Source organism: Burkholderia sp. L-4 (assembly GCF_056856535.1).
This window is the reverse complement of the sequence record NZ_JBXEOX010000001.1, coordinates 3,258,510-3,271,615: the sequence shown is the minus strand read 5'-3', so window position 1 is coordinate 3,271,615 and position 13,106 is coordinate 3,258,510. Positions and strand designations below refer to the sequence as shown.

The window sequence follows — 13,106 nt, the reverse complement described above, 5'->3', positions numbered from 1 at the left end:
TCGGAATGCATCCAGTGTCAAGTCAGACTTGACAGCTTGTAAAGGCAAGAGGGAATTGTCAATGAATCTCGATCAATCGAGAATCGGGTCATGCCTCGTGCACAGACTGGAGACGCCATGAATGCCCCCGCCACCCCCCAAGCCGGCACGGTCACGCGCGAGCGCCGTGACAAGGTGCTCGTCGTCACGATCGACCATCCGCCCGTCAATGCCCTGTCCGCCGACGTGCGGCGCGGCCTGGCCGACGCGATCGACGCCGCGCAGGCCGACGACGCGATCCGCGCGGTGCTGATCGTCGGCGCCGGCCGCAACTTCATCGCGGGCGCCGACATCCGCGAATTCGGCAAGCCGCCGGTGCCGCCGTCGCTCCCCGACGTCTGCGAGCGGATCGAATCGGGCACGAAGCCGGTTGTGGTCGCGCTGCACGGCGCGACGCTCGGCGGCGGCCTCGAAGTCGCGCTCGCCGCGCATTACCGGCTCGCGGTGCCCGGCGCGAAGCTCGGGCTGCCCGAAGTCACGCTCGGCCTGCTGCCCGGCGCGGGCGGCACGCAGCGTGCGCCGCGTCTGATCGGCGCGAAGGCCGCGCTCGACCTGATGCTGACGGGCCGCCATGCGAGCGCCGAGGAAGCGCTCACGCTCGGCCTGGTCGACCGCGTCGCGCACAGCGACGACACGCTCGCCGAAGGGCTCGCCTACGCGCAGGAACTCGTGTCGCTCGGCGCGCCGGTGCGCCGCACGCGCGATGCGCGGGGCCTTGCCGACCGTGCGGCCGCGCAGGCCGCGATCGACGCGGCGCGTGCGGAGTTGCCGAAGAAATCGCGCGGGCTGTTCTCGCCGGCGAAGATCGTCGACGCGGTCGAGGCCGCGCTCACGCAGTCGTTCGACGCGGGGATGAAGTTCGAACGCGGCCTGTTCCTGCAATGCCTCGACAGTCCGCAGCGCGCGGGCCTCGTGCATGCGTTCTTCGCCGAGCGTGAAGCGGCGAAGGCGCCCGAGGCGCGGCGCGCGAGCGCGCGGCCGGTCGAGCGGATCGGCGTGGTCGGCGGCGGCACGATGGGCGCGGGCATCGCGGTCGCGGCGCTCGACGCGGGTTTGCCGGTAACGATGATCGAGCGCGACGAAGCATCGCTCGCGCGCGGCCGTGCGCACGTCGAGAAGGTGTACGACGGCCTCGTCGCGAAAGGGCGCATGACGCCGGCCGCGCACGCGGCGCGGCTCGCGCGCTTCAAGGGCAGCACGTCGTACGACGCGCTCGCGCAGGCCGACGTCGTGATCGAGGCCGTGTTCGAGGACATGGCGGTGAAGCAGGCCGTGTTCGCCGAACTCGCACGCGTGTGCAAGCCGGGCGCGGTGCTCGCGACCAACACGTCGTATCTCGACATCGACGCGCTGGCCGCGAGCATCGACCGGCCGGCCGACGTGATCGGCCTGCATTTCTTCTCGCCGGCCAACGTGATGAAGCTGCTCGAGATCGTCGTGCCGGCGCGCGTGAACGCGGACGTCGTCGCGACCGCGTTCGCGCTGGCGAAGCAACTGAGGAAGACGCCGGTGCGCGCGGGTGTGTGCGACGGCTTCATCGGCAACCGGATCCTCGCCGTCTATCGCACGGCGGCCGACTACCTGATGGAAGACGGTGCGTCGCCGTACCAGATCGATCGCGCGGTGCGCGACTTCGGCTTCCCGATGGGCCCGTTCCAGGTCGTCGACCTCGCGGGCGGCGACATCGGCTGGGCCACCCGCAAGCGCCGCGCGGCGACGCGCGACCCGCGCGCACGCTACGTCGAGATTTCCGACCGGCTGTGCGAGCGCGGCTGGTTCGGGCAGAAGACCGCGCGCGGCTACTACCTGTACCCGGACGGCGCGCGTGTCGGCACGCCGGACCCGGAAGTCGACGCGATCGTCGCGGCCGAGCGTGCGAGGAAGGGCATCACGCCGCGCACGTTCACCGACGACGAAATCCTGCGCCGCTACCTCGCCGCGATGATCAACGAAGGCGCGAACGTCGTGCACGAGAAGATCGCGCTGCGCCCGCTCGACGTCGACGCGGTGTTCCTGTACGGCTACGGCTTCCCGCGCTATCGCGGCGGCCCGATGCACTACGCGGACACGATCGGCCTCGCGAACGTGCTCGCCGATATCCGCGCGTTCGCGAAGGACGATCCGCTGTTCTGGAAGCCGTCGCCGCTGCTCGTCGATCTCGTCGCGCGCGGCGCGGATTTCGCGAGCCTGAACCGCGTCGACTGAACGCCCACCGCATTCGCAACGGAACGAAGATGGACCTCAATTTCACGCCCGAAGAGGAAGCCTTCCGCACGGAAGTGCAGCGCTTCCTGCAAGCCGAACTGCCCGAGCGCATCGCGCGCAAGGTGAAGGGCGGCCTGCATCTCACGCGCGACGACATGCGCGAATGGCACGCGACACTCAACGCGCGCGGCTGGCTCGCGAGCCACTGGCCGCGCGAATACGGCGGCCCCGGCTGGAGCGTCGCGCAGAAGTTCCTGTTCGACAACGAATGCGCGCTCGCGGGCGCGCCCCGTATCGTGCCGTTCGGCGTGAACATGCTCGGCCCCGTGCTGATCAAGTACGGCGACGAAGCGCAGAAACGTCACTGGCTGCCGCGCATTCTCGACGGCACCGACTGGTGGTGCCAGGGCTACTCGGAGCCGGGCGCCGGCTCCGATCTCGCGGCGGTGAAGACGAGCGCGGTACGCCATGGCGATCACTACGTCGTGAACGGCCAGAAGACCTGGACCACGCTCGGCCACTACGCGAACATGATCTTCTGCCTCGTGCGCACCGCGACCGACGTGCGCAAGCAGGAAGGCATCAGCTTCCTGCTGATCGACATGAACACGCCGGGCGTCGAGGTCCGCCCGATCATCACGCTCGACGGCGAGCACGAAGTGAACGAGGTGTTCTTCACCGACGTGCGCGTGCCGGTGGAGAACCTCGTCGGCGAGGAGAACCGCGGCTGGACCTACGCGAAATACCTGCTCACGTACGAGCGCACCAACATCGCGGGGATCGGCTTCTCGACGGCCGCGCTCGACCGGCTCCGCGCGGTTGCCGCGAAGGTCACGAAGAACGGGCGGCCGCTCGCCGACGATCCGTTCTTCGCGGCGCGCGTCGCGCGCGTCGAGATCGAACTCGAGAACATGCGCACGACCAACCTGCGCGTGCTGGCCGCGGTCGCGGGCGGCGGCGTGCCGGGCGCGGAAAGCTCGATGCTGAAGATTCGCGGCACGCAGATCCGCCAGGAAATCACCGCGCTGATGCGGCGTGCGATGGGGCCGTACGCGCTGCCGTTCGTCGACGACGCGCTCGCTGCCGATTACGACGGCGAGCCGGTCGGCCCGGACGAAGCCGCGAGCGCCGCGCAGCAGTACTTCAACAACCGGAAGCTGTCGATCTTCGGCGGCTCGAACGAAATCCAGAAGAACATCATCGCGAAGATGATGCTCGGGCTGTAACGAGGGACGCGACGATGGATTTCCAGCACACAGAAGACCGCCGGATGCTGGCGGACACGTTGAACCGCTTCATCGCCGAACAGTACCCGTTCCCGGTGCGCGACCGCATCGCGCAGTCGGCCGAAGGCTTCGATCGCGCGATGTGGCAGCGCCTTGCCGAACTCGGCACGGTCGGCGCGCTGTTTCCCGAAGCCGACGGCGGTTTCGGCGGCGCGGGCTTCGACATCGCCGTGGTGTTCGAATGCCTGGGGCGCGGGCTCGTCGTCGAGCCGTTCCTCGGCGCGCTGCTCGCGGGCCGCGCGTTGTCGCTCGCCGGCGGCGATACGCATCGCGACAGGCTCGCCGCGCTGATCGACGGCAGCGCGAGCGCCGCGTTCGCGCACGACGAACCGGACTCGCACTACGAGCTGACGACCGTGCGCACGCGCGCCGAACGCACCGGCGACGGCTGGGTGCTGACGGGCGCGAAGGGCGTCGTCGACCAGGCCGCGCAGGCGGCGTTCTTCGTCGTCAGCGCACGCGTGTCCGGGCAGGACGACGACGCGGCCGGCATCGGCCTGTTCGTCGTGCCGGCCGATGCGCCGGGCGTGTCGCTGCGCGACTACCGGAAGATCGACGGCGGCCGCGCGGCCGAGGTGCGCTTCGACCGCGTCGCGCTGGCGGCCGATGCGGCGCTCGGCGCGCACGACGGCGAAGCGGGCGCCGAGCTGCTCGAACGCGTACTCGGCTACGGGCTGCTCGCGCTGTCGGCGGAAGCGCTCGGCGCGATGGATGTCGCGAAGGAGCACACGCTCGACTACCTGCGCACGCGCAAGCAGTTCGGGCTGCCGATCGGCAGCTTCCAGGCGCTGCAGCACCGGATGGCCGACCTGCTGCTCGAGGTCGAGCAGGCGCGCTCGGCCGTGATCAACGCGGCCGCGCAGCTCGACGCGCCGCGCGCGGTGCGCGAACGCGCGCTGGCCGCGGCCAAGTACAGCATCGGCCGGATCGGCGCGCTGGTCGCCGAGGAAAGCATCCAGCTGCACGGCGGGATCGGGATGACCTGGGAGCTGCCGCTGTCGCATTACGCGAAGCGGCTCGTGATGATCGATCACCAGCTCGGCGACGAGGATCACCATCTCGCGCGCTACATCGCGCTGTCGAAACAATAAGGACGAGCACGCGAATGGAGGAGACAAGAATGACGAACGACCCGCGCGCGCTGCCGCTGGCCGGCGTGAAGGTGCTCGATTTCTCGCGCGTGCTGGCCGGCCCGTGGTGCGCGATGGTGCTCGCCGATTTCGGTGCGGAAGTGATCAAGGTCGAGCATCCGGTGCGCGGCGACGACACGCGCGACTGGGGGCTGCGGATCGGCGACACCGAAACCACGTATTTCAACAGCGTGAACCGCAGCAAGCGCTCGATCTGCCTCGACCTGCAGACGGAAGCGGGCCAGCGCATCGCGCGCGACCTGGCCGCGCAGGCCGACGTGGTGATCCACAACTTCAAGTTCGGCGGCGCGGAGAAGCTCGGCCTCGGCTACGACGCGCTGGCCGAACTGAATCCGCGCCTCGTGCATTGCGCGATCTCCGGCTACGACCGGTCGGGCGCCGAGGCCGCGCGGCCGGGCTACGACCTCGTCGTGCAGGGCGAGGCCGGGCTGATGGCGCTGAACGGCGAGGCCGGCCAGCCGCCGCTGAAGTTCGGCGTCGCGGCGGTCGACCTGTTCACCGGCATGTACTCGGCGCAGGCGATCCTCGCCGCGCTCTACGAACGCCATGCGACCGGGCGCGGGCGGCGCATCGAGATGGCGCTGTTCGACTGCGGGTTGATGATCACCGCGTACTACGGGCTCGACGCGCTGTTGATGGGCGAGGACCCGCCGCGCTACGGCAATGCGCATCCGTCGATCGTGCCGTACGGCGTGTTCGACGCGGCCGACGGCCCGCTCGTGATCACGGTCGGCAACAACACGCAGTTCGCACGCTTCTGCGACGCGATCGAGCGCCCCGATCTCGCGGCCGACGCGCGTTACGGGACCAACCTCGGCCGTTCGGAAAACCGCGCCGACCTGCTGCCGGAGATTCGCCGCGAACTCGCTCGACGCTCGCGCGCGACACTGCTCGCCGCGCTCGCCGATGCCGGTATTCCATGTGGCGAAGTGCTCGGGTTGCACGAGGCACTGACGTCCGAACGCGCGACCCGCGCCGGGCTCGTCACGCGGCAGCCGCATCCGGTCGCGGGCGGCGTCGACGTGCTGGCGCCGCCGTACCGCTTCGACGGCGCGCGGCTGCCGGTGCGCGGTGCGCCGCCGGTACTGGGTGCCGATACGGATGCGGTGCTCGGCGGCTGGCTCGGGATGTCGGCCGACGAGGTCGCGCGGCTGCGCGCGGATCGCGTCGTGTAACGCATCGATGTGCCGCCACGGCGCGGGCGGATCGATTGGCGCGCCGGCCATCCACAAGACACTTCTCGCACATCGACGAGAGGACATTGGAGACACCATGGAGCTTTCCGTCATCGAATCGGTCACGGCGCGCCGCGACTACCAGCAGCTCGTGCGCGCACGGCGCCGCTTCAGCTTCACGCTGACGGCGCTGATGATCGCGACCTACTACGGCTTCATCCTGCTCGTCGCGCTCGCGCCGCACGTGCTCGCGGCGCCGCTGTACCGCGGTGCGACGACGACGGTCGGCATCGCCGCGGGCGTCGCGATCATCCTGGTCGCGATCGGCCTGACCGCGTGCTACGTGCTGCGCGCGAACCGTGCGTTCGACCGCCGCGTCGACGCGATCCTGCAGCGTTCGTGACGGAGGCCGACATGCGACGCACTTCGAGCGCGCTCGGCGCGCTGGCCGTTCTCGTTTCCTCCACCGCGCAAGCGGTATCCGTCGCGGGCCCGATGCCCGACAAGGTCGAACTGAACCCGGTCGCGATCGGGATGTTCTTCGCGTTCGTGTTCGCGACGCTCGCGCTCACGCGCTGGGCCGCGCGGCGCACGCGCTCGACGCGTGACTTCTACACGGCCGGCGGCGGCATCACCGGGCTGCAGAACGGGCTCGCGATCGCCGGCGACTACATGTCGGCCGCGTCGTTCCTCGGGCTGTCCGGCATGGTGTTCATGTTCGGCTTCGACGGGCTGATCTACTCGATCGGCTTCCTGGTCGGCTGGCCGTTCGTGATGTTCCTGATCGCCGAGCCCTTGCGCAACCTCGGCAAGTTCACGTTCGTCGATGTCGTCGCGTACCGCTTCGCGCAGCGGCCGATCCGGCTGCTGACGTCCGCGAACGCGCTGACGATCGTCGTGCTGTACCTCGTCGTGCAGATGGTCGGCGCGGGCAAGCTGATCCAGCTGCTGTTCGGGCTGTCGTACGGCACGGCCGAGCTGATCGTCGGCGTGCTGATGGTCGTCTACGTGTTCTTCGGCGGCATGACGGCGACCACCTGGGTGCAGGTGATCAAGGCCGTGCTGCTGCTGTGCGGCGCGACGCTGCTGGCGTTGCTCGCGCTCGGCGAATTCGGCTTCAGCGTCGACGAGATGTTCCGCCGCGCGGTGGCCGTGCATCCAGGTGCGCTGTCGATCATGGGGCCGGGCAAGCTGATCCGCGACCCGGCCAACGCGCTGTCGCTCGGCATCGCGCTGATGTTCGGCACGGCCGGCTTCCCGCACATCCTGATGCGCTTCTTCACGGTGCCGAACGCGAAGGAGGCGCGCAAGTCGGTGCTCTACGCGACCGGCTTCATCGGCTACTTCTACCTGCTGACCTTCGTGATCGGCTTCTCGGCGATCGTGCTGCTCGCGCAGCATCCGGAGTTCTTCAGGCTCGGCGCGAACGGCACGTTCAACCTGACGCACGACCTGCTCGGCGGCTCGAACATGGTCGCGGTGAAGCTCGCGCAGGCGGTCGGCGGGAACTGGTTCTACGGATTCATCGCCGCCGTCACGTTCGCGACGATCCTCGCGGTGGTCGCGGGCCTGACGCTCGCCGGCGCGACGACGATCTCGCACGACCTGTATGCGCAGATGTGGGCGCGCGGCAAGCCCGACGAGCGGCTGGAGATGCGCATCTCGCGCGCGTCGACGATCGTGCTGTCGGCCGTCGCGATCGGGTTGTCGATCCTGTTCGAGCACGTGAACGTCGCGTTCATGGTCGGGCTCGTCGCGGCGGTGGCCGCGAGCGCGAATTTCCCGGTGCTCGCGATGTCGATCTTCTGGCGCGGGATGACGACGCGCGGCGCGGTGCTCGGCGGCGGCCTCGGCCTCGCGTCGGCGGTGGTGCTCACGGTGCTGTCGAAATCGGTGTGGGTCGACGTGCTGCATCACGCGCACGCGCCGGTGTTCCTCGACAACCCGGCGCTCGTGTCGGTGCCGCTCGCGTTCGTCGGGATCGTCGTCGGCTCGCTCGCGGATCGCGGCGAGCGCGCCCGGCGCGAGCGCGACGCGTTCGCGCGGCAGGAGTTCTATGCGCAGACGGGTCTGCTGGCCGGCCGCGCCGTGCAGCACTGATTCGTCTGAAGAATGAGGGAATCCGTCCGGATCGCCGGACGGATATTTTCCGGAAATCCGGAATCCCGGATTTCCTTGCCTGCCGCATTATGGGAAATACAATGAAAACAACGGTTTGAGGGGTTCCGGAAACCTGGCATCGACCTTGCGATATAAAACGCACGGCCATTCCCCCCGGCCGAACTACTACAGCAAGCAAGGAGACAACGATGACCGACGCCTTCCTCCCCCTCCGGATGTCCTGAGGCATCGCTTGTTGCGGCACGGCAGCCGCGCGGGCGAGTGGCCTTTCCCCTGAGACATTCGCCTGCGCGCGTGACGCCGTATCCACCGGCTCATCTACTTCAGCAGGAACCATCGTGAAGAAGAAACCCTTCTACAAAGTGCTCTATGTGCAAGTGATCTTCGCCATCATCGTCGGCGTGATCCTCGGCCACTATTACCCGGCGCTCGCCACCGACATGAAGCCGCTCGGCGACGGCTTCATCAAGCTGATCAAGATGGTGATCGGTCCGATCATCTTCTGTACGGTCGTCACCGGCATTGCCGGCATGGAGGACATGAAGAAGGTGGGCCGCGTCGGCGGCAAGGCGCTGCTGTACTTCGAGATCGTGTCGACCTTCGCGCTGCTGCTGGGCCTCGCGGCCACGCACCTGCTGCGTCCGGGCGTCGGCTTCAACATCGACCCGGCGACGCTCGACGGCAAGGCTGTCGCGTCGTACGCGGCGAAGGCGCACGGGCAGTCGACGGTCGACTTCCTGATGCACATCATCCCGAACACGATGGTCGATGCGTTCGCGCAGGGCGAAATCCTGCAGATCCTGCTGATCGCGCTGCTGTTCGGCAGCGTGCTCGCGCACCTCGGCGAGCGCGGCAAGGTCGTGACCGACTTCATCGACGGGCTCACGCGCGTGCTGTTCGGCATCGTGCACATCGTCACGAAGCTGGCCCCGATCGGCGCGTTCGGCGCGATGGCGTTCACGATCGGCAAGTACGGCGTCGGCTCGCTGGTGCCGCTGCTCAAGCTGATCGGCACGTTCTACCTGACGTCGGTCGTGTTCGTGCTCGTCGTGCTCGGCGCGATCGCCCGCTTCACGGGCTTCTCGATCATCCGCTTCGTGTCCTACATCAAGGAAGAGCTGCTGATCGTGCTCGGCACCAGCTCGTCGGAAGCCGCGCTGCCGCAGCTGATGGAAAAGCTCGAGAAGGCGGGCTGCTCGCGTTCGGTCGTCGGCCTCGTCGTGCCGACCGGCTATTCGTTCAACCTCGACGGCACCAACATCTACATGACGATGGCCGTGCTGTTCATCGCGCAGGCGACCAACATCGAACTGACGTGGATGCAGCAGCTCACGCTGCTGGCCGTCGCGATGCTGACGTCGAAGGGCGCGAGCGGCGTGACGGGCGCGGGCTTCATCACGCTCGCCGCGACGCTGGCCGTCGTGCCGACGATCCCGCTGTCGGGCATGGTGCTGATCCTCGGCATCGACCGCTTCATGAGCGAATGCCGCGCGCTGACCAACATCGTCGGCAACGGCGTCGCGACGATCGTCGTGTCCGCGTGGGAGAAGGAGCTCGACCGCAACAAGCTGCGCCAGGCGCTGAAGGGCGGCGGGGAGGTCACGCCGACCGAGACGGCCGGCGTCTGACGTCATGAAGGAGCAGGCGGCGGCGCCCGCCGCCGGCGGCGCGGGGCGCGGCGCTCGACCCGTGGATGCGGAGGCCTATGACACAATAGGCGATCCGCATCGCCAGGAAGCCTCGACCGTGACGCGCCGCCTGCTCATCCTCGCCGTGCTTGCCGCCGCGCTCGTCGCGGCGTGCGCGCTGACCTGGACGGTCACCTGGCAGCGCGGCGTCGCCGAGCTGCAGCGCAATGCCGCGGTGCGCGTCGATCGCACCACCAACGCGCTCAAGAGCACGCTCGACCGCTACGAGTCGCTGCCCTACCTGCTGGGCAGCCATCCGTACGTGCAGGACCTGCTCGCCGAGCCGAAGCGCGGCGACTACACCGCGCGCGTCAACCGTTATCTCGAAGATCTCAACGAACACGCGCACGCGACCGTCACCTACGTGATCGGCGCGGACGGCCTGTGCGTCGCGGCCAGCAACTGGCGCGCGCCCGACAGCTTCGTCGGGATCGAATACCGCTTCCGCCCGTATTTCGTCGACGCGATGAACGGCCAGGTCGGCCGCTTCTTCGGCATCGGCACGATCTCGCGCGACCCCGGTTACTACATCTCGCAGCCCGTGTGGCGCGACGGCAGGATCGCGGGCGTCGTCGTCGTGAAGCTCAATCTCGAATGGTTCCAGGGCGCCGATGCGTCCGAGCCGCTCGTCGTCGCGGACGATCACGGCGTCGTGTTCCTGTCGTCGGTGCCCGCGTGGAAGTACCACACGCTGCGCCCGCTCACGGGCCCCGTGGCCGCGTCGATCTACGAGACGCGCCAGTACGCGCAGCAACCGGTCACGCCGCTGCCGCTGCGCATCGAGCAGACGCTCGGCGCCGATGCGGAGATCGTGCGCCTCGGCCCCGGCCGGCGCGCGCCGCGTTTCCTTGCCAGCAAGCGCCGGATCGGCGAGCCCGACTGGCTGCTCGTCACGCTCGCGCCGATCGCGCCCGTCGACACCGATGCGCGCAACGCGACGATCGTCACGGGCTTCGGCTTCGTGTCGGTGGCGCTGCTCGCGTTCTACTGGCGGATGCGCCGCGCGCGCGTGCGCGAAATGATCCGCGGCCGCGCGCTGCTGCAGCAGGCGTACGCGGAGCTGAACCGGCGCGTCGAGGAGCGTACGGCCGACCTGTCGGAAGCGAACGCGCAGTTGCAGAAGGAAGTCGGCGACCGGATCCGCGCGGAGCAGGAGCTGCGCGCCGCGCACGACGAACTGATCCAGGCGAGCAAGCTCGCCGCGCTCGGCCAGATGGCGGCCGGCATCACGCACGAACTGAACCAGCCGCTCGCGGCGCTGCGCAGCTTCTCGGACAACACGCGCGTGCTGCTCGATCGCGGCGAGCAGGCGGCCGCGCGCGAGAACCTCGAGGCGATCGCGGCGCTCACCGAGCGAATGGGCAAGATCACGAACCAGCTGAAGCTGTTCGTCGGCCGGGCGAAGCCGCGCAACGAACAGGCGCTCGTCGTGCGCGCACTGCGCAGCGTGCTGTCGCTGCTGGGCGAGCGCCTGAGCGGCGTCGCGCTCACGCTGACGCTGCAGGACGCGACCGTGTCGCCCGCGCACGATGAACCGCTCGACCTGGCGCGCGACTATCCGGCGCTCGTCGCGCGCTGCGAGGATTTGCGCCTCGAACAGGTGCTGATCAACCTGCTCGGCAATGCGCTCGACGCGGTGGCCGGCGTCGCGGCGCCGGCGATCGAGGTGACGATCGCGGTGTCGGCCGCGACGCTCGCGGTCGAAGTGCGCGACAACGGCTCCGGCATCGCGCCTGACCTGCTGCCGCGCCTGTTCGAACCGTTCTTCACGACGAAGGAAATGGGGCGCGGGCTCGGTCTCGGCCTCGCGATCTCGTCGTCGATCGCGAGCGACGCGGGCGGTGCGCTGACCGCGCGCAACGCGCCGTCGGGCGGCGCGCTGTTCGTCTTGACGCTGCGGCGCGCACGCACGCATCATCCGGACTCCGTGTCCGAGCCGGCGGGTTCGCACTAGACCCGTCGCAGGCCCGGTCGGCGCACGACCGGCATCAACGCAGCCGCGCGCGACACAGCCGCGCGGCCTGTCAGGAGCAAGTGAGTACGATGGCCAACCGGCTGCAAGTGATCTATATCGAAGACGATGCGCTCGTTCGCCGGGCGAGCGTGCAGAGCCTCCAGCTGGCGGGCTTCGACGTCGCCGGCTTCGAGTCGGCCGAAGCGGCCGAGAAGGCGATCGTCGCGGACACCGCCGGCGCGATCGTCAGCGACATCCGGCTGCCCGGCGCGAGCGGGCTCGACGTGCTCGCGCAGTGCCGCGAGCGCGTGCCCGACGTGCCGGTGATCCTCGTCACCGGGCACGGCGACATCTCGATGGCCGTGCAGGCGATGCGCGACGGCGCGTACGACTTCATCGAAAAACCGTTCGCGGCCGAGCGCCTGATCGAGACGGTGCGCCGCGCGCTCGAGCGACGCGAGCTCGTGCTCGAGAATCACGCGCTGCGGCGCGAGCTGGCCGGTAAGGACGTCGTCGCGCCGCGCATCATCGGCCGCAGCCCCGCGATCGAGCAGGTGCGCAAGCTGATCGCGAACGTCGCGCCGACCGACGCGTCGGTGCTGATCAACGGCGACACCGGCGCCGGCAAGGAGCTGATCGCGCGCAGCCTGCACGAGCTGTCGCCGCGCCGCGACAAGCCCTTCATCGCGGTGAATTGCGGCGCGCTGCCCGAGCCGATGTTCGAATCGGAGATGTTCGGCTACGAGCCCGGCGCCTTCACGGGCGCTGCGAAGCGCCGCGTCGGCAAGCTCGAATATGCGTCCGGCGGCACGCTGTTTCTCGACGAAATCGAAAGCATGCCGCTCGCGCTGCAGGTGAAGCTGCTGCGCGTGCTGCAGGACGGCGTGCTGGAGCGGCTCGGCTCGAACCAGCCGATCCGCGTGAATTGCCGCGTCGTCGCGGCCGCGAAGGGCGACATGAGCGAGCTCGTCGCGGCCGGCACGTTCCGGCGCGACCTGCTGTACCGGCTCAACGTCGTGACGATCGCGCTGCCGCCGCTCGCCGAGCGCCGCGAGGACATCGTGCCGCTGTTCGAGCACTTCATGCTCGACGCGGCCGTGCGCTACGGGCGGCCCGCGCCGGTGCTGACCGACCGCCAGCGCGCGAGCCTGATGCAGCGCGACTGGCCCGGCAACGTGCGCGAGCTGCGCAACGCGGCCGACCGGTTCGTGCTCGGCGTGGCCGACATGCCGCAGGAAACGGGCGCGGGCGGCGACGGCGCGGACAACGACCAGACGCTGAAGGAGCGCATCGAGCAGTTCGAGCGCGCGGTGATCGCCGAGGCGCTGAACCAGACGGGCGGCGCGGTCGCCGCGACGGCCGACCGGCTGCACGTCGGCAAGGCGACGCTGTACGAGAAGATGAAGCGCTACGGGCTGTCGGCGAAAGGCGAAACCGAGCGCTGAAAAGCAAACGGACCGCAGAACCGGGTTGCCCGGCCGTACGGT

Annotated in this window: 9 protein-coding genes; all 9 read left to right on the top strand. The window is 69.2% G+C overall.

The genetic code is table 11. The features are described from left to right. Positions 1-117: 117 nt before the first annotated feature. The 9 genes from AC1VVG_RS15250 (at position 118) to AC1VVG_RS15210 (ending at position 13,064) form a co-directional block, all read left to right on the top strand. Positions 118-2,244 carry a 3-hydroxyacyl-CoA dehydrogenase NAD-binding domain-containing protein gene (locus tag AC1VVG_RS15250; RefSeq protein ID WP_482835815.1) on the top strand — a complete coding sequence of 709 codons (2,127 nt, stop codon included), beginning with the start codon at positions 118-120 and terminating at the stop codon, positions 2,242-2,244. Positions 2,245-2,273: 29 nt separating this feature from the next. Beyond that, a complete protein-coding gene (locus tag AC1VVG_RS15245) occupies positions 2,274-3,470 on the top strand; it encodes an acyl-CoA dehydrogenase family protein (protein ID WP_059558793.1) in 1,197 nt (398 codons plus the stop codon). Between the two features lie 14 nt (positions 3,471-3,484). Beyond that, positions 3,485-4,621, top strand: a complete 1,137-nt coding sequence (locus AC1VVG_RS15240) for an acyl-CoA dehydrogenase family protein (RefSeq protein WP_482835814.1) — start codon at positions 3,485-3,487, stop codon at positions 4,619-4,621. Positions 4,622-4,650: 29 nt separating this feature from the next. After that, the gene (locus tag AC1VVG_RS15235; protein ID WP_124608978.1) at positions 4,651-5,856 is read left to right on the top strand and encodes a CaiB/BaiF CoA transferase family protein; all 1,206 of its coding nucleotides are present in this window, start codon (positions 4,651-4,653) and stop codon (positions 5,854-5,856) included. A gap of 97 nt (positions 5,857-5,953) precedes the next feature. Continuing rightward, on the top strand, positions 5,954-6,259 hold the full coding sequence (locus AC1VVG_RS15230; protein ID WP_014895931.1) for a DUF485 domain-containing protein: 306 nt from the start codon (positions 5,954-5,956) through the stop codon (positions 6,257-6,259). 11 nt (positions 6,260-6,270) lie between these two features. Then, positions 6,271-7,956 (top strand): cation acetate symporter, encoded by a 1,686-nt coding sequence (locus AC1VVG_RS15225; RefSeq protein ID WP_034189296.1) that lies wholly within the window; start codon positions 6,271-6,273, stop codon positions 7,954-7,956. Positions 7,957-8,315: 359 nt separating this feature from the next. Further along, complete coding sequence (locus AC1VVG_RS15220) at positions 8,316-9,605, top strand: dicarboxylate/amino acid:cation symporter (protein WP_034189211.1); 1,290 nt, start codon at positions 8,316-8,318, stop codon at positions 9,603-9,605. Between the two features lie 4 nt (positions 9,606-9,609). After that, on the top strand, positions 9,610-11,619 hold the full coding sequence (locus AC1VVG_RS15215; RefSeq protein WP_175029274.1) for a sensor histidine kinase: 2,010 nt from the start codon (positions 9,610-9,612) through the stop codon (positions 11,617-11,619). An 89-nt stretch (positions 11,620-11,708) separates the two neighbouring features. Beyond that, positions 11,709-13,064 carry a sigma-54-dependent transcriptional regulator gene (locus AC1VVG_RS15210; protein WP_034189213.1) on the top strand — a complete coding sequence of 452 codons (1,356 nt, stop codon included), beginning with the start codon at positions 11,709-11,711 and terminating at the stop codon, positions 13,062-13,064. The last annotated feature ends 42 nt before the right edge of the window (positions 13,065-13,106 follow it).